Consider the following 22,341-nt stretch of genomic DNA (forward strand, 5'->3'; position numbering starts at 1 on the left):
ATTTTGCTCGGGTGTGTCATGTCCGGTCGTCATACGACCACCATTCCGACAGCGTACGGCCACGACTAGACGGTCGGCCAGACGTCCGCGAGCATCTTCCGCGTGTCCGCAAGGAGTTGGGGCAGCACCTTGGTGTGGCCGACGACGGGCATGAAGTTGGTGTCGCCACCCCAGCGCGGCACGATGTGCTGGTGCAGATGGGCGGCGATGCCGGCACCGGCGGTCGTCCCCTGGTTCATCCCCACGTTGAAGCCGTGCGCCCCGGAGGCGGCGCGCAGCGCACGCATCGCACGCTTGGTGAAGTCGGCCAGCTCGGCCGTCTCCGCCTCGTCCAGGTCGGTGTAGTCGGCGACGTGCCGGAACGGCACGATCATGCAGTGGCCGCCGTTGTAGGGGTAAAGATTGAGGACGGCGTAGACGAGCTCGCCCCGGGCGATGATCAGCCCGTCCTCGTCGCTCTTCGCCGGGATCGAGCAGAACGGGCAGCCGTCGTCGGCGCCCGGACCGGTGGGCTTGTTCTCCCCCTGGATGTACGCCATCCGATGGGGCGTCCACAGGCGCTGGAAGGCGTCCGGCGCCCCCACTCCGAACTGCTGCTCCGGCTCACTCGTCATGCGGGCAAGCATATTCCCCGGGGCGGACACGACGAGGGGCGGCCCTGGCGGGCCGCCCCTGATGCATCCCGCGAGCGGGAACGCGTCACACCTGGACGCGACGCTCCACGACGTCGACGAGCTTCGCCAGCGCCTGCTCGCGCGGCACGCCGTTCTCCTGCGAGCCGTCGCGGTAGCGGAAGGAGACCGTGCCCGCGTTCATGTCGTCGTCACCGACGATGATCATGAACGGAACCTTCAGCTTCTGGTGGTTGCGGATCTTCTTCTGCATCCGATCCGAGGAGGCGTCCACCTCGACCCGCAGGCCCTTCTTCTTCGCCTCGGCGGCGAACTCCCGCAGGTAGTCGACGTGCGCGTCGCCGATCGGGATGCCGACCGCCTGGACCGGGGCCAGCCACGCCGGGAACGCACCCGCGTAGTGCTCCAGCAGGACCGCGAAGAAGCGCTCGATCGAACCGAACAGCGCACGGTGGATCATGACCGGACGCTGGCGCGAGCCGTCGGCGGCCGTGTACTCCAGGTCGAAGCGCTCCGGCAGGTTGAAGTCCAGCTGGATGGTCGACATCTGCCAGGTGCGGCCGATGGCGTCCTTCGCCTGCACCGAGATCTTCGGGCCGTAGAAGGCCGCGCCGCCCGGGTCGGCGACGAGCTCGAGGCCCTGCTTCTCCGCGACCTTGCGCAGGGTCTCGGTGGCCTCCTCCCACGCCTCGTCCGAGCCGACGAACTTCTCGGGGTCCTTGGTGGACAGCTCGAGGTAGAAGTCGTTCAGACCGTAGTCGCGCAGCAGGTCCAGGACGAACGTGAGCGTCCGGTCCAGCTCCTCGCCCATCTGCTCACGGGTGCAGTAGATGTGCGCGTCGTCCTGCGTGAAGCCGCGGGCACGGGTCAGGCCGTGCACGACGCCCGACTTCTCGTACCGGTACACGGTCCCGAATTCGAACATGCGCAGCGGCAGCTCACGGTAGGAGCGGCCCCGGGCGTCGAAGACGAGGTTGTGCATCGGGCAGTTCATGGGCTTGAGGTAGTAGTCCACGCCCTCGTCGAGCTGCATGGGCGGGTACATGCCGTCGGCGTACCAGTCCAGGTGGCCCGAGGTCTCGAAGAGCTTCCCCTTCGTGGCGTGGGGGGTGTAGATGAACTCGTACCCCTCCTCCTCGTGCCGCTTGCGGGAGTAGTCCTCCATGACCCGGCGGATGATGCCGCCGCGCGGGTGGAAGACCGCCAGGCCCGAGCCGATCTGCTCCGGGATGGAGAACAGGTCCAGCTCGGAGCCGAGCTTGCGGTGGTCGCGCTTCTCGGCCTCGGCCAGGAACTCCAGGTGCGCCTTCAGCTCGTCCTTCGACGGCCAGGCGGTCCCGTAGATGCGCTGCAGCATGGGGTTCTTCTCGCTGCCGCGCCAGTACGCGGCGGCGTTGCGCATCAGCTTGAACGCCGGGATCATCCGGGTCGTCGGCAGGTGCGGACCGCGGCAGAGGTCCTTCCAGCACAGGTCGCCGGTCTTCGGGTCGAGGTTGTCGTAGATGGTGAGCTCGCCCGCGCCCACCTCGACGTCCGCGCCGTCGTCGTGCGAGGCGGAGCCCTTGAGGCCGATCAGCTCGAGCTTGTACGGCTCGTCGGCCAGCTCCTCGCGGGCGGCGTCGTCGGTGACCACGCGGCGCGAGAAGCGCTGGCCGCGCTTCTGGATCTCCTGCATCTTCTTCTCGATGAGCTTGAGATCATCGGGAGTGAAGGGCTTCTCGACGTCGAAGTCGTAGTAGAAGCCGTCCTTGACCGGCGGGCCGATGCCCAGCTTGGCCTCGGGGAAGAGCTCCTGCACGGCCTGGGCCATGACGTGGGCCGTCGAGTGGCGCAGGATGTTGAGGCCGTCCTCGGAGGAGACCTCGACGGGCTCGATCTCCTCGCCGTCGGCGACGACGTACGCGAGGTCCTTCAGCTCGCCCGCGACGCGCGCGGCGACGATGGTGCGCTCACCGGCGAAGAGGTCGGCCGCCGTAGTGCCCGTCGTCACCACGCGCTCTTCCCGCTCGGAATCGCGTTGGATGATCACACGGACGTCTGACACCGGTCTCTCCTGACGTATGGGGCGCTGCAGTGGTCACTGCGCGCCTGAATCGTACCGAGCCCGGCGCACTGGTCGCTAAACGGTTATCCAGGGTCGGTCATCCGGCGTCGTGCTTCTCCGCGAACTGGTCGAGGTTTTCGTGCAGGGACTTCAGCAGCCGGTCCCGCTCCGCCTCGTCGACCCGGACGGGCAGCACGCCGCCGGCGTCGGCCAGCCGGCGGAAGCCGGCCCGGCTCTCCAGCCGTCCGCTGACGGTGACGGCGAGCCCGGCGAGGTGGGCGTGGCCGGCGATGCGGTAGTCGTCCTCGGCGAGGGTGGCCCGTACCTGGGTGACGTCCGCGCCGGTCAGGACGCGCAGCCGCACCGTGCCCGGCCCGCCGGGCGCCTCGCGGCGCATGCGAACCACGGTCGCGGTCAGCCGTACGGGCACCGAGGGCTCGTCCCGTACGTACCGGGCGCCGGCCTCGCGCAGCGCGGGCAGGTCGCCCGGGGAGAACTCGACGGGTTCCGGACGGGCGGCGAACCCCTCGGGCGGGCCCGCGGCCGGGGCCCACTCCACGCCGACGCGTATCCCCTGCGCGCCGCCGACCAGGGCGACGAGGGCCTCGGTGAGCTCCTGGCACACGCCGGCCTCGACCGCGGCGTCGAAGGCGTCGGGGCGGCCGGTGGCGCGCTGGTAGTCGGTGGCGTCCCGGGCCGCCTGCAGGGCGCGCAGCAGTGCGGTCACCAGGGGGCGGCCGCCCTCGGTGACGGCGCCGACCGGGGGCTCGACCGGGACGAAGACGGTGAGCCGGCGGCCTTCGGGGTCGGGCCCGACCAGCAGGGGGTCCAGGGCCGCCTCGGCCTGTCGGCGGCTGCGGGCTCCGTGGTAGCCGGCCCGGCCGCGGGCGGCCAGGGCTCCGGCGAGCAGGAGGGCGCGGGCGCCGGACCGCAGGCGTTCCTGGGCGCTCCACGCGGCGGCCGGGGCCCCGGGCTCGGGGATCTCCCGCCACCAGCGGATCTCGTCGCTGGGCCGGTGCAGGGCCAGGAGGATGTCGCGGGCGGAGGGCGCGGCGCTGCGCTCGAGGGCGGTGAGGGCCTCGGCGAGCAGGTCGGCGCTGTCGGGGAAGGCGCGGCCGACCGGCACGAGGAGGCTGGTGCCGGTGCCCTCGGGCGGGGTCCAGCGGCTGTAGCGCCCGGGCTCTCCCCCGCGCCGGCGCCAGCCGTGGCGCGCCAGGAGGGCGCCGAGGACGGCGGGGTCGGGGTGGTGCCGGGGGTCTTGGGTCGGCCGGTGCATCAGGGTCTCCCTCCCGCCCCGACCCGGGTCATGATCTCGCACAGTGCGCGGTCGTCGAAGACGCGAGAGGTCGGGATCCGCACGGTGGTCCTGCGCCGGCCGGTGACGGGGTGGCCGGCGAGGTTGGTCCAGTAGCAGCAGTGCCGCAGTGCGAGGTGGTCGTGGCCGGCCCGCAGCCAGTCGTCCCGGGCGCGCGGCACGATCATCACGACGAGGATCTTGTGGACCGACACGGGGGTGCGGGCGAGCTTGGCCAGGTGGTCGTTGTCGAGGGTGAAGGCGAAGGTCGGCCCCGGGGGCGGGAAGGGGGCCGGCGCCAGCGGAGGACGGGGCTCCGGCGGGTGTGCGGGGGCGTGGGCGGCCAGGTGGCGCGGCGGGCGGGGGGCGGGTGAGGGCGCGGGGGTGCGGGGGCCCAGCTGGTAGGTGCTCTTGAGCTGGACCTTGATGGTGACCTCGTCGTCGGCGGTGTGGCCGGGGGCGCTGTGGCTGACGTGCCAGTCGATGCCGTTGTCGGGGAAGGGCTGGGCGAGGGAGCAGCCGGCGGCGGCCGCGACGGCGTGCAGATAGCCGACCTGGAGGGTCTCCATGCACGCGGAGGTGGCGAGGGTGCCGCGCGGTGGTGCCATCGGCCCGGGCGGCCGGCTGCTCGTGGGCGTGGCCGGGTCGGGCTGAGCGAGCGCCATGTCCGAAATACCTTCCGGGCTCGCCGGTTTTTGGGTCGTACATCTGTGTTGTCTCCACGCGAACTACCCGGCAAACAGCGGCGGTTCGGGCGACGGGGTGGCCGGGTATCACCTGAGCGGGGAGGGGAAACACGCCATTTGCCGTACAAGCGCGAGGAGTTGTGTCATGCCGTGCTGGTTCGAGGGGCCGTTGGCCGCCTTCGACACCGAGACGACCGGGGTCGACGTGGAGCGCGACCGGATCGTCTCGGCGGCTTTCGTGACGCAGTCGCAGGCGGGGGCCTCGCCGATGGCCACCCGTTGGCTGGTGAATCCGGGGGTGCCCGTGCCCGCGGAGGCGACTGCCATACACGGGCTCGGGGATGAGCATCTGCAGCGGTACGGCCGGTGGCCGGCGCCGGTGATGGAGGAGGTGGCGCGCGCCCTGGCGGGGCACGCGGCACGGGGCATACCGCTGGTGGTGATGAACGCCCCGTTCGATCTGACGCTGCTGGACCGGGAGTTGCGCCGGCACCGGGCGTCGACGCTGGCGTCGTACCTGGGGGGCGGGGCGCTGTGCGTGATGGACCCGTGGGTGCTGGACAAGCATCTGGACCGCTACCGCAAGGGCCGTCGCACGCTGTCGGATCTGTGTGCGCAGTACGGGGTGGAGCTGGCGGAGGCGCATGACGCGGCGGCGGACGCGACGGCCGCGATGGAGGTCGTGCGGGCGGTGGGGCGCCGGTTCGCCTCGCGTCTGGAGCGGCTGAGCCCGGCGGAGCTGCACACGCGGCAGGCGGTGTGGCACGCGGCGCAGGCGCGGGGGCTGCAGGCGTGGTTCGCGCGCAACGGCTCGGACGAGGAGTGCGATCCGGCGTGGCCGCTGCGGCCGGGGCTGCCGGCCGCGGCGTAGGAGCGGCTCGGGGCGTACGGGAGGGACGGCAACGCGAAAGGCCGGCCCATCAGTTGATGGACCGGCCTTCCGGATGTGTGGGCGATACTGGGATCGAACCAGTGACCTCTTCGGTGTGAACGAAGCGCTCTCCCGCTGAGCTAATCGCCCGGGAGTGTCTCGGGGTTTCCCCCGGGAACGCACTGAACAATACAGGTCGCGGCGGGTCTCGTTCAAATCCCGTCCGGGGGCGCTTTCCGGCGGGCTCCCGAGGCCCTCTTCGGGCGCCTCTCCGGCCCCCTCTCCGGGGGCAAAAAAACCGAGGGTCCGCGAAGTGTGTACCTCGCGGACCCTCGGTGTGATGTGGGCGATACTGGGATCGAACCAGTGACCTCTTCGGTGTGAACGAAGCGCTCTCCCGCTGAGCTAATCGCCCGGGCGCACCGCAAACATTACCGCATGTCAGGCGGTGCCCAGAACCACCCGTGCCTGGTCAGGGGCCGGGCGGTGGTCAGCGGGACACCTTCCAGGGCATCTCGATGCCGTACTTGGCGACGTAGACGCCGACGAGCGCGGCGACGATGACGAGCCCGATCACGGTGAGCGTGATGTTGCGGCGCCGGACCTTGGGGTCGAGGGCGCGCTGGGCGGCCTCGGTGACCTTGCGCTTGGTCCAGCGGAGCACCAGCTGGGCCCAGACGAACTCGGTCGCCCAGATGGCCATGCCGCCGAAGATCACCAGCCAGCCGGGGCCGGGCAGGGGCAGCATGACGATCCCGGCGGCGACGACGGCCAGGCCTACGACGAAGACGCCCACCTGCCAGCTCAGGTGCAGGGTCCGGGACCGCCTGACGAAGTGGGGGGCCCGGGAGCCGAGGGGCTTTTCGGGCTCGTCGGTACCGTCCGCAGCGGCGGATCTCTTCTCGTCACTCTCCGCGTTCATACGGCCCAACGTACCCGACGGTCCCGAAGTCACCGGTTCGGCCGTACGTGCGCCGCGACGACTGGGCCGTACGAGGTATACGAACGACCTCAAAACGGTCAGAGGGGTTTACAACGGCACCGTAGGTGGCATGTCGATTTCGCCGACGTGCGAATCCCCGAGCGCACACTGAGCGAAAGGCCCTGGCGCTTATGAACACCACGGTCAGCTGCGAGCTGCACCTGCGCCTCGTTGTGTCGAGCGAATCCTCACTGCCTGTACCCGCAGGCCTGCGGTACGACACGGCCGATCCCTATGCCGTGCACGCCACCTTCCACACCGGAGCCGAAGAGACGGTCGAGTGGGTCTTCGCCCGGGACCTGCTCGCGGAGGGCCTGCACCGGCCCACCGGAACCGGCGACGTCCGCGTCTGGCCCTCCCGCAGCCACGGCCAGGGCGTCGTCTGCATCGCCCTGAGCTCGCCGGAGGGCGAAGCCCTGCTGGAGGCCCCGGCCCGGGCCCTGGAGTCGTTCCTGAAGCGGACCGACGCCGCGGTTCCACCGGGCACCGAACACCGTCACTTCGATCTGGACACCGAGCTCTCCCACATCCTGGCGGAGAGCTGATGCCGGGCCGGAGCTGATCCGGGCGCGCCGGCCCACTCGGGGAGGCCGCGCGCCACATCCGGACATCTCGCATACGGCACGACGACGGCGCCGTCGCCGCGGATCCACCGCGGGCGACGGCGCCGTCGCGCTGCGGAGCCGCTAGAGTCTGCTCCCCGCGGTCGAACACTTGCCGCCCTACCTCCATCCGGCCAGGGAGCGAAACGTTCCGTGCTGATCAATCACGACACCCGGTGCACGCTCGACGCCATCGTCGATCTGCTGAACATGGACCTCGACGCCCTGGACGCGCTGGAGGGCTTCGTCGAGCGCCACGACATCAGCGGCATCGACACCCTCGGCGAGCCGGACCTGGCCGCCGTGCGGTCCATACGCGACCGGATCGTCCAGGTGTTCGACGCCACGGAGACCCGGCAGGCCGCGGAGCTGCTCAACGCGCTGGTGGCCCAGGCGGGCACCACGCCCCGGCTCACCGACCACGACGGCTACGACTGGCATGTGCACTACTTCGCGCCCGGCGCCTCGCTGGCCGAGCACCTGGCGGCCGACGGCGGCATGGCGCTGGCGTTCCTGCTGGTGGAGGGCGAGCGCGAGCGGCTGCGGCGCTGCGAGGCACCGGATTGCGGGCGCGCCTTCGTCGATCTGTCCCGCAACCGGTCGCGCCGCTACTGCGACGGCCGCACCTGCGGGAACCGGCTCCACGTCGCCGCCTACCGGGCGCGCCGCCGGGAGGCCTCGGACTGACGGGCGGCGGGTGGTGGGCGCCCCTCACCACCGGTAGAGGTCGTGCACGGCGGTCACGAGGATCAGTGTCGCGATGAAGGCGAGAAAAAACATGAGCGGCGGCTGGGAGAGAGCGAACAGACAGCCGCGCGGCTCGTCGGTGATCTGGGCCGGTTCGTCGTTCATCTCCGACAGATCATGGCGCAGCCCCGCCGGGCGGACTCACCAACGTGTCACTCGTGAGGGGGAGTTGTTCAGATTCCGTGTTTTTTGAGGATCGCTTCGATATCGGAGAAGTCCTCTTCCCCTCCGCCCGAGCCCCGCGTCCCCCTGCTCTTGGGGCGGTCCGCCGTATGGGCCGGGCCGAGCGAGGGCGCGGAGGCGGCCGGCGCCACCGCGGCGCCCCGCTCGCCGGCCGCGGCCTCGCGGCGCTGCTTGCGGGTGCCGCCGGTGCGGCGGTCGGCGGCCCGGGTGATCATGAACAGAAGCGCGGAGAGCGCGAGCACGCCGAAGCCGGCCCAGACGGTGGGCTTGAACACCAGGTCCGTGACCCAGTCGACGATGCCCGTCATGACGAGGCCGACGGGGATCAGGGACCAGGCCGCTATCCGTGCGGCACTGCGGAAGCGCTTGCGGTAGGCCGTCAGCAGGGCGATGCCCAGGCCGGCCGCGGACACCGCGGCGCATACGGTCGAGGTCAGCATCCGGTCCTCCTGCCGATGGTGGCTCCTGCATCCATCCTGCACCGGCCGCGGCGGACGGTGCCACGGCCGGCCGGGAGATCGGGGAGAACTCCGGGTCACCTCAGGGTCGCCTCCACCCGCGGACCGAGCTCACCGCTGTGCGTACGGGCTGGAAGACTGGCCCCATGAGCAATAGCGACACCCCCCGCCCCGTCCGCCCCGTGCTGGACGTGTGGTGCGAGCTGCAGTGCCCCGACTGCCACCGGGCCCTGGACGACCTGCACGCGCTGCGCGCCCGCTACGGCGACCGGCTCGAGATCCGGCTGCGGCACTTCCCGCTGGAGAAGCACAAGCACGCCTACGCCGCCGCACAGGCCGCCGAGGAGGCCGCCGAGCAGGGGCAGGCGTGGCCGTACGCCGAGGCGGTGCTGGCCCGCACCGAGGAGCTCGGCGCCCGGGGCGAGCGGCTGCTGACGGAGATCGCCGGCGAGCTGGGCCTGGACGCCGGGGAGGTGGACACCGCGCTGATCGACGGGCGCCACATGCTGATCGTCGACGCCGACCAGGCCGAGGGCAAGGCGATCGGGGTGACCGGCACGCCCACGTACGTCATCGACGGCGAGCGGCTGGACGGCGGCAAGAGCCAGGAGGGGCTGCGGGAGCGCATCGAGGAGATCGTCGACCGGCTGCTGGCCGGCCAGGACGGCACCGACCCGGCCTGACCGGCTAGTGCAGCACCTTGTACAGGTGGATCTGCGTGGGCTCGTAGCCCAGTGACGCGTACAGCCGCAGGGCCGGGGTGTTGTCGGCGAAGACGTTGAGCCCGAGGCCCCGGGCCCCGGCCGCCAGGCTCTCGCGCTCGGCGAGCAACATCAGGGTGCGGCCGTGGCCCCGGCCGCGGTGGCGGGCGTCGACTTCGACGCCGAAGACGAAGCCGTCCTCGCCGCCGGGCAGCGACAGCCACAGGGTGCCCACGTCGACGCCGTCGTGCGCGAGGACGCGCAGCGCCGCGCCGGGGGTGGCCGCGCCGGCGGGCAGCGCCGCGGCGTGGTCGGTCTCCGCCTTGGCCTCGGCCCGGTCGCGGGGCACGCCGCGCTCCACCCAGCTCTCGGCGTACCTGGCCTTCGCCGTCCGCTGCCACGGCTCGAACTCCGCCTCGGTCATGGGGCGGGCGGCGCTGCCCGCCGGCAGCTCGGGCGCGGCGGCCAGCGTCTTGCTCATGTTGCGGTTGCGTTCGACGTAGCCGAGCGCGCCCGCCAGCGCCAGGGCGGTGGCCGCACCCGCCGGGACGCTCACCGTGATCTGCGCGCACCCCCAGCCGCGCAGCACCTCCTCGGCGGCGAGCGCGGCCACCGTGCCGCGGCCGCGGTGCCGGTCGCGCTCGTCGATGGCGAGGTGGGCTATCCGCCCGAAGCCGGGCCCGAAGCGCGGGTCCGTGGCGAGGTCGATCCTGCCGACGGGCCGGGCGTTGACGCAGACCTCGTACGAGCGGGACCGGCCGCCGTCGTCGGTGCGCTGTTCGGGTGCGGTGGGCCGCAGGGTGGTGGTCACGTTCGTGTTGTACCGGCCCCGCGGCGCCGCGTCACCCTGTTTACGGATCGAGGTCCGCGGTGGCGTGCTCGTCGAAGATCCGCATGGCCTTGGCGGTCACCGGGCCCGGGGCGCCGGGCAGTTGACGGCCGTCGAGGGTGTGGACGGCCTGCACGTCGCGCAGGCTGGAGGTCAGGAAGATCTCCTCGGCGCGGTCCAGGACATCGAAGGGCAGGTCGGTCTCCTTCGCGCCCGTCCACTCCACGACCAGGGCGCGGGTGATGCCGGGCAGACAGCCGGAGGAGAGCGGCGGGGTGTGCAGCTCGCCGTCGAGGACGACGAAGACGTTGGATCCGGTGCCCTCGCAGAGCGCGCCGACGGTGTTGGCGAACAGCGCCTCGGTGGCGCCCTGTTCCCTGGCCCGGGCGAGGGCGACGACGTTCTCGGCGTACGAGGTGGACTTCAGGCCGGCCAGCGCGCCGCGTTCGTTGCGGGTCCAGGGGACGGTGACGGCGGCGGTGGTGTCGGCGTGGCGGGCGGTCTCGGCGAGGGCGACGACGAGGGTCGGGGTCGCGGTGCCCCGGTCCGAGCCGAGCGGGGAGACGCCGCCGGTGTAGGTGATCCGCAGCCGGCCGAGCGGTATGGGGTTGGCGTCGAGAACCGCCGCGCAGGCCCGGCGGATCTCGTCCAGGTCCGGCTCGGGCAGGCCCAGGCCGCGGGCGCCGGAGGTGAGGCGGGCGAGGTGACGGGTCATGGCGAAGGGCCGGCCGTCGGTGGTCTTGAGCGTCTCGAAGAGACCGTCGCCGACCGTGAGCCCGTGATCGAAGACCGAGAGCTGGGCACTGTCGGCGTCACACAGTGCGCCGTTGAACCAGATTCTCACCGTTTCGTCCCTCCTAGCGGCTGGTGTGCCGCCGACGCTATCGCGAGGAGCCGGGACGCCTTCAGTTCGGTCTCGGCCCACTCCCGCTCCGGGTCGGAGCCCCAGGTGATGCCGGCGCCGGTGCCGAAGCGCAGCACCGGGCCGCCGGTGGCCGCCCGGTCGATCCAGAACGTGCGGATGCCGACGGCCAGCTCGCCGGTGCCCCGGTCCGCGTCGACCCAGCCGACGCCGCCGCAGTACGGTCCGCGCGGCACGGTCTCCAGGGCCTCGATGATCTCCAGGGCGCTGGCCTTGGGGGCTCCGGTCACCGAGCCGGGCGGGAAGGTGGCGGCGAACAGCTCGGCCCAGCCGGCCCGCTCGGCGAGCTCGCCGCGGACGGTGGAGACAAGGTGGACCAGGCCGGGGTGCTGTTCGAGCGCGCACAGGGCGGGGACGGTCACGGTGCCGGTGGCGCAGACGCGCCCGAGATCGTTGCGGACCAGGTCCACGATCATCACGTTCTCGGCGTGGTCCTTCTCCAGCAGGTCCTCGGCGGTCCGGCCGGTGCCCTTGATGGGGCCGGACTCCACGGTGCGCCCGTCGCGGCGCAGGTAGAGCTCGGGCGAGGCGGTGGCCACCTCCACGCCGTGGGCGGGCAGCCGGACCGTTCCCGCGTAGGGGGCGGGGTTGCCCCGGGCGAGGAGGGCGGTGAGGGCGTCCACGTCGGCGGCGGCCGGGTCGGGCAGGGGCGCGCTGAGCACGCGGCAGAGGTTGGCCTGGTAGACCTCGCCGGCCGCTATGTGCTCGCGTATGCGCCGTACGCCCGCGGTGTAGGCGGCCCGGTCCAGGGAGCTGGTCCACTCCTCCGGCGCGGGGCCGCGCCAGCCGCCCGGCACGGGCGCGGGGGCCGGGGCGGGGCGTACGTCGCCGAAGCGGGCACAGGTGAGGCGTCCCTCGAAGTCCGCGACCACGGCCCACCAGCCGGTGGAATCCAGGGCCGCCGGGTCGCTGGTCACATCGCGCAGATCGGTGGCGAGGAGGCCGCCGAAGCGGGCCATCGGGGAGATCGTCGGGGGGAGGCTGTGCACGTCATCGAGTCTATGGCGGCACCCGTGGAGATCGTCTGCGAGCCGTGCGGGAGGCGGGCGAGCGGTGCGCGGGAGTCCTCCGCGAGGCGTCCCCGTGAACGATCAGCGCAGCATGCTGGGCAAACGGAATTTGAGCTGGCGCCGGAATCCGCTAAAGTTCAACACGTCGCCGGGACGCGGAAGCGGGCCGGAAAGACAAATGCGGACGTAGCTCAGTTGGTAGAGCACCACCTTGCCAAGGTGGATGTCGCGAGTTCGAGTCTCGTCGTCCGCTCGAGTTGGGGGATCTTCCCGAACCCCCGCACTCCTGGTGGAGTGGCCGAGAGGCGAGGCAACGGCCTGCAAAGCCGTCTACACGGGTTCAAATCCCGTCTCCACCTCCAAGGACGATTAGCTCAGCGGGAGAGCGCTTCCCTGACACGGAAGAGGTCACTGGTTCAATCCCAGTATCGTCCACCAGGGTCCTCACGGACCTTCCCGCGCGATTAGCTCAGCGGGAGAGCGCTTCCCTGACACGGAAGAGGTCACTGGTTCAATCCCAGTATCGCGCACGCAGCGTCCCGGACGATTAGCTCAGCGGGAGAGCGCTTCCCTGACACGGAAGAGGTCACTGGTTCAATCCCAGTATCGTCCACCGAGGTCCTCACGGGCCTCCCCGCGCGATTAGCTCAGCGGGAGAGCGCTTCCCTGACACGGAAGAGGTCACTGGTTCAATCCCAGTATCGCGCACACTGTTCGGCCGGTGGCCGGGGCTTCGAGCTCCGGCCACCGGCCGTTTTTCGTCTGTCCGCGCCCGGTGTCCGGGCCTGCCCCGACAAACGCGACGGCCGGGTACCTCCCCAGGTACCCGGCTCGTCGTGCCGTCCGCCGCACCCCCGTCCCCACGGGGTTATGGCCGGTCTGCCACCCGGCCCGGGCCGCTCTCCCGGGCCGGGGAAGCGCTCAGCGCCCCAGCATTCCGGCCACGGACGACGCTTGGAGGACGACGGCGTCCCAGCCGCCGAAGACGACCGCCAGGAAGGCGGCCAGCGGCAGCACCATGGCGGCCGCGACCAGTGGATGGCGGGTGGGGCCCGGGCGCTCGCCGAAGACGTCCGTGGCCCGGTGGCCGTGCGCCCGGTGGCCCGTACGTCCCGCGATGTGCGCCATCGCCCCGCTCCCTCCATGTATGCGGAGCGGCGGGCACCTGGCCTCGGGGGACGAGTGTCGTGCCCGCCGCTTGTCTTCAACCCTAGGCGCGGGGCCCCTTGCGGGCGTCATGCCCTCGTACCGCTTGCCGGTTCTCCCGGAGGATGAGGGTGGCGCCCCGGGGGTACTCCCCTGGGTGGAGACCGGCCCCCCTGGCCTTGGGGTCTTCCCGGAGGGGGGACCGGTGACTTCGCTCACTTCCGGCCCACTCCGGCGGGCGACCGTCTCCACCCGCCGGGCGGCCCCGCCCACCACCGCTTCATACGTTCGAGTCGGGTCGCTCCGCTGCGCGTCCGCCGCCCTCCGGTCACCCGTCGCCCCGTCAATCCCCCTTCGGCGACGGCCCCTTGAGAGACGGCCCGCGCGCCCGTGACCTGCCGCCGACGCCCGCGGACCGGGCCGCGGGCGCCCCGCCGGGCACCGGCAATCCACTCGCCGACGCATGCGCGGCCTCTGAGCGCGACCGTCCGTCAATCCGTAAGCTGTGCCACGTCAGACGCCGGGAAGCTACGTGGGGCAGCCCCACCGGAGGTAGGGGACGAAGATGACGATGATGCGGCTCCGGCGCGAGGACCCGCGTGTCGTCGGCTCGTTCCGGCTGCACCGGCGGCTGGGCGCGGGCGGCATGGGCGTGGTCTACCTCGGCTCCGACCGGCGGGGCCAGCGCGTCGCGCTGAAGGTGATCCGGCCGGACCTGGCCGAGGACCAGGAGTTCCGCTCCCGCTTCGCGCGCGAGGTGTCCGCCGCCCGGCGGATCCGCGGCGGCTGTACGGCGCGGCTGGTGGCCGCGGACCTGGAGGCGGACCGTCCCTGGTTCGCCACGCAGTACGTCCCGGGGCCCTCGCTCCACGACAAGGTGAACGAGGAAGGGCCGCTGTCGGCGGCTCAGACGGCCTCCATCGGGGCCGCATTGGCCGAGGGCCTGCTGGCGGTGCACGACGCGGGGGTGGTCCACCGCGACCTCAAGCCGTCGAACATCCTGCTCTCCCCCAAGGGCCCCCGCATCATCGACTTCGGCATCGCCTGGGCCACCGGGGCGAGCACCCTCACGCACGTCGGCACGGCCGTCGGCTCCCCCGGCTTCCTCGCCCCCGAGCAGGTGCGGGGCGCCGCCGTCACCCCCGCCACGGACGTCTTCGCGCTCGGCGCGACCCTCGTCTACGCCTCGACCGCCGACTCTCCCTTCGGGCAGGGCAGTTCGGAGGTCATGCTCTACCGGGTCGTGCACGAAGAACCGCAGCTCATGGGCGTACCGGACGCGCTCGCCCCGCTGGTGCACGCGTGTCTGGCCAAGGACCCGGAGGAGCGGCCGAGTACGCTGCAGCTGTCGCTGCGGCTGAAGGAGATCGCCGCGCGCGAGGCCCATGGGATCGGCGAGGGCCGGCCCCCGTCCCCCCGCCGCGAGCCGGACCGTCCCTCGGCACGGCGGGCGGCGGAGTACGAGCGTCAGCGCACCGAGCGCCGCCCCGGCGGCGCGCCCACGCCGCGGCCGCACGCGCCGCACGGTCATCACGGCTCCCCCGGTGCGCATGCCCCGCAGGGGGCCGGCGCCCGGGCCGGCGGTGGCCGGGTGCCGGACGGGCGTCCCGTGCCGCAGCGCGGCGGCGGCCAGGCCACGGGCGGGCGGGGCCCCGCCCGCCCGGGCCGGCGACCGCGCCCGGCGGTACGGCGCCCGGGGCCGGACCGCAAGCTGCTGCGTCAGCGCCTGATCGTCTTCGTGGTGGTGACCCTGCTGGTCGCCCTCGGCATCGCGGCCGCCCAGGGCTGCCAGGGCCCCGCCCGCAGCATGGGCGAGCTGCCGGCCACCGTTTCCCGCGTCTCCGCCCCGGACGCCGGTCCTCCGTCCCCGGAGGGGCTCCGCGGGGCAGCCCGGCCGGCGATCGAGGGCACCGCGCGGTAGCGCGGGCCCCGTTACGCCGTCGGGCGGCCCGTCGTGACCGCGTAGAACGCCACTGCCGCCGCCGCGCCCACGTTGAGCGAGTCGACTCCGTGGGCCATCGGGATGCGGACCCACTCGTCGGCGGCCCGCAGCGCGCGGGGCGACAGGCCGTCGCCTTCCGCACCCAGCATGAGCGCCACCCGCTCCAGCCGGTGCGGCGCCGCCTCGTCCATGGAGGTGGCCTGCTCGGCGGGGGTGAGGGCGAGGACCCGGAAGCCCGCCTCGCGCACGGTCTCCAGGTCCTGGGGCCAGGTCTCCAGGCGCGCGTACGGCACGGAGAAGACGGCGCCCATGGAGACCTTCACCGAGCGCCGGTACAGCGGGTCCGCGCAGTCCGGGGAGAGCAGGACCGCGTCCATGCCGAGCGCCGCCGCGCTACGGAAGATCGCACCGATGTTGGTGTGGTCCACGAGGCTCTCGAGGACGGCGACGCGGCGGGCGTCCCGCAGCACCTCGCCCGCCTCGGGCAGCGGCTTGCGCTGCATGGACGCGAGCGCGCCGCGGTGGACGTGATAGCCGGTCACCCGTTCGGCCAGGTCGGGCGTCACGGTGTAGACGGGGGCGGGGCTCTCCTCGATGACGTCCCGCATCACCTCGATCCACTTGGCCGTCAGCAGCATCGACCGCATCGCGTAGCCGGCCTGGTGGGCCCGCCGGATCACCTTCTCGCCCTCGGCGATGAACAGGCCCTCCGCGGGCTCCCGGCGGCGTCGCAGCTCCACGTCCGTCAGGCCCGTGTAGTCGTGCAGGCGCGGGTCGTCGGGGTCGTCGATGGTGATGAGTTCGGCCATGGGAGCTGCTGCCTTGTCCTGGTGCGGGTGGTGCGTGCGGTGCGAAACGGTGGTGCGGGTGCGGGGACTATTCTCCGGTCGGCTCCGGGCCCGACGTCACCACGTCGCCGATCACGATGACGGCCGGCGGGCGTATGCCCTCCGCCTTCACCCGCTCCCCCGCCGTCGCGAGCGTGGCGTCCACGCGGCGCTGGGCCGCGGTGGTGCCCTCCTGCACCACGGCCACGGGGGTACCGGCCGCGCGTCCGTGCCGCATGAGGGCCGCGGCGATCGCGCCGATGTTCTCGACCGACATCAGCAGTACGAGCGTGCCGCGCAGGCGCGCGATCGCCTCCCAGTCCACGAGCGAGCGCGGGTCGTCCGGTGCGACATGGCCGCTGACCACGGTGAACTCATGGGCCACACCACGGTGGGTGACGGGGATTCCGGCCGCGCCCGGCACGCTGATCGAGCTGGAGATGCCGGGCACCACGGTGCACGGGATGCCGTGCTCCGCCAGGGCCTGGACCTCTTCCATGCCGCGTCCGAACACGAACGGGTCCCCGCCCTTGAGGCGGACGACGGCCTTGCCGGCCTTGGCGTGCTCGATGAGGGCGCTGTTGATGGCCTCCTGGGCCATGAACCGGCCGTACGGGATCTTCGCCGCGTCGATCACCTCGACGTGCGGCGGCAGCTCCTCCAGGAGGTCGCGGGGGCCGAGGCGGTCGGCGATGACCACGTCCGCCTCGGCCAGCAGCCTGCGGCCGCGAACGGTGATCAGGTCGGGGTCGCCGGGGCCGCCGCCGACCAGGGCCACGCCCTTGGCCCGGTCCCGGAAGTGCGGGGCCGTCAGCGAACCGTCGCGCAGCCCCTCGACGATGGCGTCGCGCACGGCGGCGGAGCGGCGCGGGTCCTGGCCGGTCAGGACGGCGACCGTCACCCCCGCGCCGCGGCCGGTGGCCGGCGTCCAGGCGGAGGCGGCAGCGGCGTCGTCGCTGCGCACGGCCCAGACACGGCGGGCCTCGGCCTCGGCGGACGCGGCGTCGTTGGCGGCGGGGTCGTCGGTGGAGATCAGGGCGTACCAGGCGCCGTCCAGGTCGCCGTCGCGGTAGCGGCGGCGCTCCCAGCGGACCTCGCCTGCCTCGGCCATGGCCTCGACGGAGGGGGTGGCGGAGGGGGAGACGAGCAGCACGTCGGCGCCGGCGGCGATCAGGGCGGGCAGCCGGCGCTGTGCGACCTGGCCGGCGCCCAGGACGACGACGCGGCGCCCGGCCAGGCGCAGTCCGACGGGGTAGGCGGCGACTTCGGCGTGCTCGGCCATGGGCAGGTCTCCTCGTACGAATGCGCTGGTGAGGACACCTTAAGGGGCGTGACGCAGGTTGTGGGTAGTCGTTCCGCAGGGCTGGGGGCACCTCCCAGCGGTAGCTGGGGGAGGGTGGGCACAACCCGACCACCGGATCGCACCCACCCACCAAGCGTCAGCTCTTCTCGGCCACACCCGCCGCGTCGAACGTGGCGACCTCGTGCATCGCCCGCGCAGCGCTCTGCACGATGGGCAGCGCCAGCAGCGCCCCCGTGCCCTCGCCCAGCCGCAGGTCGAGGTCCACCAGCGGGCGCAGGCCCAGCTTGGTGAGGGCCGCGACGTGGCCGGGCTCGGCGCTGCGGTGGCCGGCGACGCACGCCGCCAGCGCCTCGGGGGCGATGGCGCGGGCGACCAGGGCCGCGGCGCCGGCGCTGACGCCGTCGAGGATCACCGGCGTACGCAGGGACGCGCCGCCCAGGATCAGGCCGACGAGCGCGGCGTGCTCCAGGCCGCCGATCGCGGCGAGCACACCGATCGGGTCCTTCGGGTCCGGCTTGTGCAGCTCCAGCGCACGGCGTACGACGTCGATCTTGCGGGCGTGCATCTCGTCGTTGATGCCGGTGCCGCGGCCGGTGATCTCGGCCGGGTCGGCTCCGGTGAAGACGGAGATGAGGGCTGCCGACACCGTGGTGTTGGCGATGCCCATCTCGCCCGTGAGCAGCGCCTTGTTGCCGGCCGTGACCAGGTCGCGGGCCGTCTCGATGCCCACCTCGAGGGCCTGCAGGGCCTCCTCGCGGGTCATCGCGGGACCGGTGGTGAAGTCGGCCGTGCCGGGCCGGATCTTGCGGGGCAGCAGGCCGGGCGTGCTGGGCAGCTCGGCCGCGACGCCCACGTCCACGACGCAGACCTCGGCGCCGACCTGGTTGGCGAAGGCGTTGCACACGGCTCCGCCGCCCAGGAAGTTGGCCACCATCTGCGAGGTGACCTCCTGGGGCCACGCCGTGACGCCCTGGGCGTGCACGCCGTGGTCCCCGGCGAAGATCGCGACGGCCGCGGGCTCCGGGATCGGCGGCGGGCACTTGCGGGACAGTCCGCACAGCTGCGCGGAGATGATCTCCAGCATGCCGAGCGCGCCGGACGGCTTGGTCATCCGCTTCTGGCGCTCCCACGCCTCGCCGAGCGCCTTGGCGTCCAGCGGGCGGATGCCGCGCAGGGTCTCGGCGAGCAGGTCGTGCGGGTCCTCGCCGGGCAGGGCGCGGCGCCCGTACTCCTCCTCGTGCACGACCCAGGACAGCGGGCGGCGCTTGGACCAGCCGGCCTGCATCAGCTCGGGCTCGTCGGGGAACTCGTCGACGTAGCCGATGCAGAGGTAGGCGACGACCTCGAGGTGCTCCGGGAGGCCGAGGGCGCGGACCATCTCGCGCTCGTCGAAGAAGCTGACCCAGCCGACGCCGAGGCCCTCGGCGCGCGCGGCGAGCCAGAGGTTCTCCACGGCGAGCGCGGAGGAGTACGGCGCCATCTGCGGCTGGGTGTGCCGGCCGAGGGTGTGCCGGCCGCCGCGGGTGGGGTCGGCGGTGACGACGATGTTGACCGGGGTGTCGAGGATGGCCTCGATCTTCAGTTCCTTGAACTGCTTGGCCCGGGCCTTGGGGAGGGACTTGGCGTAGGCCTCGCGCTGGCGGGCGGCCAGCTCGTGCATCGTCCGCCGGGTCTCCTCGGAGCGGATGACGACGAAGTCCCAGGGCTGGGAGTGGCCGACGCTGGGCGCGGTGTGCGCGGCCTCCAGGACGCGCAGCAGCACCTCGTGCGGGATGGGGTCGGTGCGGAACCCCTTGCGGATGTCGCGCCGCTCCCTGATGACACGGTGGACGGCGGCCCGCTCGGCCTCGTCGTAGCCGACGGCCGGGGGGCCCAGCGGCTCGGGCTCGGGCTGCGGTTCGGCCTCGGCGGCTTCGGCTTCGCCTTCGTCGGCGGACGTGGTGTCTGCCGCCGGAGCCGCCTCGTCCTCCTGGGCCGGTTCGGCCGGGACCAGGTGGATGTGTACGGGCTCGGGGACCGCTTCCGGCTCCGGCTCGGGCGCCGGGGCCTGGGCGGTCGGCGTCTCCTCGACGGGAGCCGGGGCTGGGGCCTGGTCCTGCTCCGGGACGCCCTGCGCGGGCACCGCGGGGGCGGGGGCCGCCTCTTCGGGGGCCGCCTCTTCGGGAGCCGTCGCCTCAGGAGCCGCCTCCTCGGGGGCGGCCGCCTGCGGCGCGGGCTCCTCGGCGGGGGCCGGGGGCTGCTCCTCGGCGGCGGGGGCCTCGGGCGCGGGCTCGACCGGCGCCTCGGCGGGCACCTCCACGGCCGGGGCCGGCACGACCGGGACCTCGGCGACCGGGGCCTCGACCACGGGGGCCGGGGCGGGCACCTGCTGGTCGGGGGCCGGCGCGACGGGCGCCTCGACGACCGGGGCCGGCGCGGGCTGCGCGACCGCCACCGGCTCGGCCGGGGCCGGGACGGTCTCGGGGACGGGCTCGGGCTCGGCCGGGGCCGGTTCCGCCTCGACGACGGCCTGGACGGGCGCGGGCTGCTCGGCGTCCACGGCCGGCGTCTCGACCGGCGCGACGGCCGCGTCGTGCTGCTCGGGTGCGGACGGGGCGTCAGCCGCCGCCACCGCGACGGGCTCGACGGCCTCCGCGACCGGCGCCTCGGGCGCGGGCTGCTCGACGACGGCCTGCGGCTCGGGCACGGCCGCCTCTTCGGCAACCGGAGCCGGGGGCACGACCGCTGCCGCTTCCTGGGCGGGCGTCAGGGGTTCCTCGACGGCGACCGGCGCCTCGGGCTGCGGGTCCAAGGGTGCGGCCGGGGCCGGCGTGGGCGCCGGTGCCTGAGCCGGGGGCTGCGCGGCGAGGTTCGGTACCAGGCGGTCGACGAACGCCTGTGCCGCGCCGGGGGCCACGCCCCCGACCGGCGGCTGCGGCTGCGGTTCGGCAGGCGCCGGGACGGCGGGCTCCACGGCCGCCGTCTGCGGCTGGGGCGCGGCGGCCGGCACGGGCACGGCCTGCGGCTCGGCGACGGCGGCGGCCCCGGGCTCCCGCTGGCCGGGCACGGACTGCGCGGCAGGGCTCTCCGCGGACACCGCGACCGCTGACACCGGCTCAGGCTCCGGCGCGGTCTGGGGTTCGGCGAGTATGTCGTGCGCCACCGCGGGTGCGGGCGCCGCCTGCGTGGCGACACCGGTGTTCTGCGGCGGCACGAAGGCCGCGGGGGGCGCCGTGTCGTCGGCGCCCGGGACGGGCGGTGCGTCGAGGTACTCGACGCCCGCGACCTGCGGGGATCCGGCGGGCTGCTGGGGGGCGGCCGGGCCGCGGTCGGCGAGGGAGAGGACGACGCCGTTGGAGGGGTCGGGCACGGGCGGGCCCATGTGCAGGGGGCGGCGCGGCGGCGCGGCGGCCGCGGGGGCCTGGCCCGGCGGCGGGGTGCGCACGCCCGTGTAGTCGAGCGAACCCGTGTCGCGGCCGCCCGTCTCGTGCGTACCGCCCTGGGGCGCCGGCTGCTCCATCCAGGCGCCCTGGGCGCCCGGCATCAGCAGGAGGTCGTCCTCGTCGGCGGCGTCGTTCTCGAGGAAGGCATACGTCGAAGGCGCAGTGGGTGCGGCGGGCGCCGGGGGCGCCGTCGGGACTCCGGTGTCGGCAGGGGCTGCGGCGTCCGCGGGAAGCGGGTGGCCGGGCAGTGCGCCTGCGTTCTCCGGCTGTCCCTCGTCCGGGAACCGGCCGGTGTCGGTCATGCGTACCCCTCGCCCATCGGTAGTGCTCCTTCCAACCGCTCACGCCCATAGACAAGAACGAGCGTGGATGCCTCGCGGCACGTTGTGTGCCGTCCGGTGTCACCCTGCCCTGTACGCGCCAAGCGGGGGGTGCGTTCGGAGCATTGACGACTGTGGTGTCGGACACCGAGCGGCTTGCAACAACGATCCGCCAGCCTACCCTCCGCCCGGCCCCCGGCCCTCAGGGGTGTGTACGACGGCCACTCAGCAAGAAGGCTACGGCGCGCTCGCGCTCGGACCAGGCGGTTGTGTCCAACTCCACCGCCTGGAGCAGCGTGCACTCCACGGCGTACCCGCCCTCGGCGAGGGCGCGGCCGATGGCCTCGGCCTGGTCGCGGGTGGCGGCGTGGGCGACGATGCGCTCGGGGCGGCGGTCGGCGCAGGCGGCGACGACGGGGGCTCCTCCGCCGCCGACGCGGATGACGTCGGGCTCGGGGAGGTCCTCCAGGACCTGGGGTGCGGTGCCCTGGACGACCTGGAGTTGCACGCCGTGGTGCCGGGCCGCGGCGGCGGTGCGCCGGCAGGCCTCGGGGTCGCGGTCGACGGCGATGACGGCGGCGCCGAAGCGGGCGGCCTCCACGGCCGCCGCGCCGCTGCCGGAGCCGATGTCCCAGACGAGGTCGCCGACGCGCGGCCCGAGCCGTGCGAGTTGGGCGGCGCGCAGTTCGGTCGACTCGCCCTCGCCGAGCCCGGAGCCGTACGCCGCGGCGGGCAGGGCCCAGCCCCGTACGGCCGGCGGGTAGCCGGGGTCGCGGCCGGCGATCCAGCCGCCGGTGCGCACGGCGGGGATGCCGGAGCCGCCGATGACGATGACGACGTTGGGGTCGCGCCAGGTGTGGTCGGCGGCCCGGTCGGAGGTGACGACGGTGACCTGTTCGCGCTCGGTGCCCAGCTCCTCGCAGATGACGAAGGTGCGGTGGACGGGGCCGAGGAGGAGGGCGAGTTCGGCGGGGCCGGCGCCGGGCGAGGTGAGGACGGCGACCTTGGGGTGGGCGCGGCAGACGTTGACGGCGCGTCGCAGGTCGCGGCTGTGGGCGACGACGATCTGGGCGTCGTCCCAGGGCATGGCGGCCCGGGCGAAGGCGGCGGCGACGGCGGAGACGGCGGGCACCACCTCGACCTCGAGTCCGTGCTCCGGGGCGCGCAGGGTGCGGACGACGCCGAAGAATCCGGGGTCGCCGTCGGCGAGGACCACGGCCGAGCCGCGGTGCTGGGCGATGCGGCGGGCGGCGAGGTCGACGCTGCCGAGCCGGATGCGCTCGGCGGTGGGCGGCACCTCGGGCAGGGCCAGGTGGTGGGCGGCGCCGGCCACCAGGGTGGCGGCGGCCAGGGCGGAGCGGGCCGCGTCCGTCAGCGGTGAGCCGTCCCACCCGATCACCGTGACCCGGTCGGCCATCGT

At 73.6% G+C, this 22,341-nt stretch carries 20 protein-coding genes and 8 tRNA genes; 11 read left to right on the forward strand and 17 right to left on the reverse strand.

The window, feature by feature from the left end:
• Positions 1-65: 65 nt before the first annotated feature.
• The 4 genes from ACIGXW_RS28630 to ACIGXW_RS28645 form a co-directional block, all read right to left on the reverse strand.
• Positions 66-626: an HIT domain-containing protein gene (locus ACIGXW_RS28630; protein ID WP_071966232.1), complete on the reverse strand. Its 561-nt coding sequence runs from the start codon at positions 624-626 to the stop codon at positions 66-68.
• A 73-nt stretch (positions 627-699) separates the two neighbouring features.
• The gene (thrS, locus tag ACIGXW_RS28635; protein ID WP_399575628.1) at positions 700-2,676 is read right to left on the reverse strand and encodes a threonine--tRNA ligase; all 1,977 of its coding nucleotides are present in this window, start codon (positions 2,674-2,676) and stop codon (positions 700-702) included.
• A gap of 97 nt (positions 2,677-2,773) precedes the next feature.
• A complete protein-coding gene (locus ACIGXW_RS28640; RefSeq protein ID WP_399575630.1) occupies positions 2,774-3,952 on the reverse strand; it encodes a hypothetical protein in 1,179 nt (392 codons plus the stop codon).
• Positions 3,952-4,635: a DUF4365 domain-containing protein gene (locus tag ACIGXW_RS28645; protein ID WP_399575631.1), complete on the reverse strand. Its 684-nt coding sequence runs from the start codon at positions 4,633-4,635 to the stop codon at positions 3,952-3,954. Before ACIGXW_RS28645 ends, ACIGXW_RS28640 begins: the two co-directional genes overlap by 1 nt.
• 166 nt (positions 4,636-4,801) lie before the next feature.
• On the opposite strand from ACIGXW_RS28645, the gene ACIGXW_RS28650 reads away from it, so the two are divergent.
• On the forward strand, positions 4,802-5,527 hold the full coding sequence (locus ACIGXW_RS28650) for a 3'-5' exonuclease (RefSeq protein ID WP_071966236.1): 726 nt from the start codon (positions 4,802-4,804) through the stop codon (positions 5,525-5,527).
• A 78-nt stretch (positions 5,528-5,605) separates the two neighbouring features.
• Here the strand turns inward: ACIGXW_RS28650 and ACIGXW_RS28655 are convergent.
• The 3 genes from ACIGXW_RS28655 to ACIGXW_RS28665 all read right to left on the reverse strand — a co-directional run bounded on the left by ACIGXW_RS28655 (position 5,606) and on the right by ACIGXW_RS28665 (position 6,449).
• Positions 5,606-5,677 (reverse strand) — tRNA-Val (locus tag ACIGXW_RS28655).
• A 193-nt stretch (positions 5,678-5,870) separates the two neighbouring features.
• Positions 5,871-5,942, reverse strand: a tRNA-Val gene (locus ACIGXW_RS28660).
• Positions 5,943-6,017: 75 nt separating this feature from the next.
• Positions 6,018-6,449 carry a TIGR02611 family protein gene (locus ACIGXW_RS28665; RefSeq protein WP_399575633.1) on the reverse strand — a complete coding sequence of 144 codons (432 nt, stop codon included), beginning with the start codon at positions 6,447-6,449 and terminating at the stop codon, positions 6,018-6,020.
• 191 nt (positions 6,450-6,640) lie between these two features.
• Here ACIGXW_RS28665 and ACIGXW_RS28670 point away from each other — a divergent pair, with 191 nt between their 5' ends.
• Both ACIGXW_RS28670 and ACIGXW_RS28675 read left to right on the forward strand, forming a co-directional pair.
• Positions 6,641-7,054: an SsgA family sporulation/cell division regulator gene (locus ACIGXW_RS28670; RefSeq protein WP_003959770.1), complete on the forward strand. Its 414-nt coding sequence runs from the start codon at positions 6,641-6,643 to the stop codon at positions 7,052-7,054.
• A gap of 210 nt (positions 7,055-7,264) precedes the next feature.
• Entirely contained in the window at positions 7,265-7,798 is a 534-nt protein-coding gene (locus ACIGXW_RS28675) for a CGNR zinc finger domain-containing protein (RefSeq protein WP_071966238.1), read from the forward strand.
• 24 nt (positions 7,799-7,822) lie between these two features.
• On the opposite strand, the gene ACIGXW_RS28680 is transcribed toward ACIGXW_RS28675, so the two are convergent.
• Both ACIGXW_RS28680 and ACIGXW_RS28685 read right to left on the reverse strand, forming a co-directional pair.
• Positions 7,823-7,963, reverse strand: a complete 141-nt coding sequence (locus ACIGXW_RS28680; protein WP_177338528.1) for a hypothetical protein — start codon at positions 7,961-7,963, stop codon at positions 7,823-7,825.
• 68 nt (positions 7,964-8,031) lie between these two features.
• Positions 8,032-8,481, reverse strand: a complete 450-nt coding sequence (locus ACIGXW_RS28685) for a hypothetical protein (protein WP_399575634.1) — start codon at positions 8,479-8,481, stop codon at positions 8,032-8,034.
• Between the two features lie 164 nt (positions 8,482-8,645).
• On the opposite strand from ACIGXW_RS28685, the gene ACIGXW_RS28690 reads away from it, so the two are divergent.
• Positions 8,646-9,182 carry a DsbA family protein gene (locus ACIGXW_RS28690; RefSeq protein ID WP_071966240.1) on the forward strand — a complete coding sequence of 179 codons (537 nt, stop codon included), beginning with the start codon at positions 8,646-8,648 and terminating at the stop codon, positions 9,180-9,182.
• A 4-nt stretch (positions 9,183-9,186) separates the two neighbouring features.
• On the opposite strand, the gene ACIGXW_RS28695 is transcribed toward ACIGXW_RS28690, so the two are convergent.
• The 3 genes from ACIGXW_RS28695 to ACIGXW_RS28705 are packed head-to-tail and all read right to left on the reverse strand — an operon-like array spanning position 9,187 to position 11,910.
• Positions 9,187-10,011 (reverse strand): GNAT family N-acetyltransferase, encoded by an 825-nt coding sequence (locus tag ACIGXW_RS28695; protein ID WP_399575636.1) that lies wholly within the window; start codon positions 10,009-10,011, stop codon positions 9,187-9,189.
• A 40-nt stretch (positions 10,012-10,051) separates the two neighbouring features.
• Positions 10,052-10,873, reverse strand: a complete 822-nt coding sequence (locus ACIGXW_RS28700) for an aminotransferase class IV (RefSeq protein WP_399575637.1) — start codon at positions 10,871-10,873, stop codon at positions 10,052-10,054.
• The gene (locus ACIGXW_RS28705; protein WP_399575923.1) at positions 10,870-11,910 is read right to left on the reverse strand and encodes a chorismate-binding protein; all 1,041 of its coding nucleotides are present in this window, start codon (positions 11,908-11,910) and stop codon (positions 10,870-10,872) included. The genes ACIGXW_RS28700 and ACIGXW_RS28705 overlap by 4 nt, the downstream gene beginning before the upstream one ends.
• Before the next feature lie 231 nt (positions 11,911-12,141).
• On the opposite strand from ACIGXW_RS28705, the gene ACIGXW_RS28710 reads away from it, so the two are divergent.
• The 6 genes from ACIGXW_RS28710 (at position 12,142) to ACIGXW_RS28735 (ending at position 12,669) form a co-directional block, all read left to right on the forward strand.
• A tRNA-Gly gene (locus ACIGXW_RS28710) sits at positions 12,142-12,214 on the forward strand.
• Between the two features lie 35 nt (positions 12,215-12,249).
• Positions 12,250-12,323 (forward strand) — tRNA-Cys (locus ACIGXW_RS28715).
• 1 nt (position 12,324) lies between these two features.
• Positions 12,325-12,399, forward strand: a tRNA-Val gene (locus ACIGXW_RS28720).
• Between the two features lie 20 nt (positions 12,400-12,419).
• Positions 12,420-12,491, forward strand: a tRNA-Val gene (locus ACIGXW_RS28725).
• Between the two features lie 11 nt (positions 12,492-12,502).
• A tRNA-Val gene (locus ACIGXW_RS28730) sits at positions 12,503-12,574 on the forward strand.
• A 23-nt stretch (positions 12,575-12,597) separates the two neighbouring features.
• Positions 12,598-12,669: transfer RNA gene (locus tag ACIGXW_RS28735), tRNA-Val, on the forward strand.
• A gap of 213 nt (positions 12,670-12,882) precedes the next feature.
• Here ACIGXW_RS28735 and ACIGXW_RS28740 read toward each other — a convergent pair.
• Positions 12,883-13,089 (reverse strand): hypothetical protein, encoded by a 207-nt coding sequence (locus ACIGXW_RS28740; protein ID WP_071966244.1) that lies wholly within the window; start codon positions 13,087-13,089, stop codon positions 12,883-12,885.
• 583 nt (positions 13,090-13,672) lie between these two features.
• Between ACIGXW_RS28740 and ACIGXW_RS28745 the strand changes: the two genes are divergently transcribed.
• The gene (locus ACIGXW_RS28745; RefSeq protein WP_399575639.1) at positions 13,673-15,028 is read left to right on the forward strand and encodes a serine/threonine-protein kinase; all 1,356 of its coding nucleotides are present in this window, start codon (positions 13,673-13,675) and stop codon (positions 15,026-15,028) included.
• An 11-nt stretch (positions 15,029-15,039) separates the two neighbouring features.
• Here ACIGXW_RS28745 and ACIGXW_RS28750 read toward each other — a convergent pair whose 3' ends face one another.
• The 4 genes from ACIGXW_RS28750 to cbiE form a co-directional block, all read right to left on the reverse strand.
• Positions 15,040-15,858 carry an RNA methyltransferase gene (locus ACIGXW_RS28750; RefSeq protein WP_071966246.1) on the reverse strand — a complete coding sequence of 273 codons (819 nt, stop codon included), beginning with the start codon at positions 15,856-15,858 and terminating at the stop codon, positions 15,040-15,042.
• Positions 15,859-15,925: 67 nt separating this feature from the next.
• On the reverse strand, positions 15,926-17,158 hold the full coding sequence (gene cobA, locus ACIGXW_RS28755; protein WP_399575641.1) for a uroporphyrinogen-III C-methyltransferase: 1,233 nt from the start codon (positions 17,156-17,158) through the stop codon (positions 15,926-15,928).
• Between the two features lie 157 nt (positions 17,159-17,315).
• Complete coding sequence (gene cobT / locus ACIGXW_RS28760) at positions 17,316-20,903, reverse strand: nicotinate-nucleotide--dimethylbenzimidazole phosphoribosyltransferase (RefSeq protein WP_399575642.1); 3,588 nt, start codon at positions 20,901-20,903, stop codon at positions 17,316-17,318.
• Positions 20,904-21,123: 220 nt separating this feature from the next.
• The gene (gene cbiE, locus ACIGXW_RS28765) at positions 21,124-22,338 is read right to left on the reverse strand and encodes a precorrin-6y C5,15-methyltransferase (decarboxylating) subunit CbiE (protein WP_360911780.1); all 1,215 of its coding nucleotides are present in this window, start codon (positions 22,336-22,338) and stop codon (positions 21,124-21,126) included.
• Between the last annotated feature and the right edge of the window lie 3 nt (positions 22,339-22,341).

Source organism: Streptomyces sp. NPDC053079, assembly GCF_044546695.1.
In the GTDB taxonomy this organism is placed as follows: domain Bacteria; phylum Actinomycetota; class Actinomycetes; order Streptomycetales; family Streptomycetaceae; genus Streptomyces.

Coding starts and splice junctions, on each gene's coding strand:
- ACIGXW_RS28645 (WP_399575631.1), bottom strand. CDS start 4,635: ATGGCGCTCGCTCAGCCCGACCCGGCCACGCCCACGAGCAGCCGGCCG.
- ACIGXW_RS28740 (WP_071966244.1), bottom strand. CDS start 13,089: ATGGCGCACATCGCGGGACGTACGGGCCACCGGGCGCACGGCCACCGG.
- ACIGXW_RS28690 (WP_071966240.1), top strand. CDS start 8,646: ATGAGCAATAGCGACACCCCCCGCCCCGTCCGCCCCGTGCTGGACGTG.
- ACIGXW_RS28640 (WP_399575630.1), bottom strand. CDS start 3,952: ATGCACCGGCCGACCCAAGACCCCCGGCACCACCCCGACCCCGCCGTC.
- cobA (WP_399575641.1), bottom strand. CDS start 17,158: ATGGCCGAGCACGCCGAAGTCGCCGCCTACCCCGTCGGACTGCGCCTG.
- ACIGXW_RS28650 (WP_071966236.1), top strand. CDS start 4,802: ATGCCGTGCTGGTTCGAGGGGCCGTTGGCCGCCTTCGACACCGAGACG.
- ACIGXW_RS28705 (WP_399575923.1), bottom strand. CDS start 11,910: ATGGCCCGCTTCGGCGGCCTCCTCGCCACCGATCTGCGCGATGTGACC.
- ACIGXW_RS28685 (WP_399575634.1), bottom strand. CDS start 8,481: ATGCTGACCTCGACCGTATGCGCCGCGGTGTCCGCGGCCGGCCTGGGC.
- ACIGXW_RS28665 (WP_399575633.1), bottom strand. CDS start 6,449: ATGAACGCGGAGAGTGACGAGAAGAGATCCGCCGCTGCGGACGGTACC.
- cobT (WP_399575642.1), bottom strand. CDS start 20,903: ATGACCGACACCGGCCGGTTCCCGGACGAGGGACAGCCGGAGAACGCA.
- cbiE (WP_360911780.1), bottom strand. CDS start 22,338: ATGGCCGACCGGGTCACGGTGATCGGGTGGGACGGCTCACCGCTGACG.
- ACIGXW_RS28680 (WP_177338528.1), bottom strand. CDS start 7,963: ATGAACGACGAACCGGCCCAGATCACCGACGAGCCGCGCGGCTGTCTG.
- ACIGXW_RS28670 (WP_003959770.1), top strand. CDS start 6,641: ATGAACACCACGGTCAGCTGCGAGCTGCACCTGCGCCTCGTTGTGTCG.
- ACIGXW_RS28750 (WP_071966246.1), bottom strand. CDS start 15,858: ATGGCCGAACTCATCACCATCGACGACCCCGACGACCCGCGCCTGCAC.
- ACIGXW_RS28745 (WP_399575639.1), top strand. CDS start 13,673: ATGACGATGATGCGGCTCCGGCGCGAGGACCCGCGTGTCGTCGGCTCG.
- ACIGXW_RS28630 (WP_071966232.1), bottom strand. CDS start 626: ATGCTTGCCCGCATGACGAGTGAGCCGGAGCAGCAGTTCGGAGTGGGG.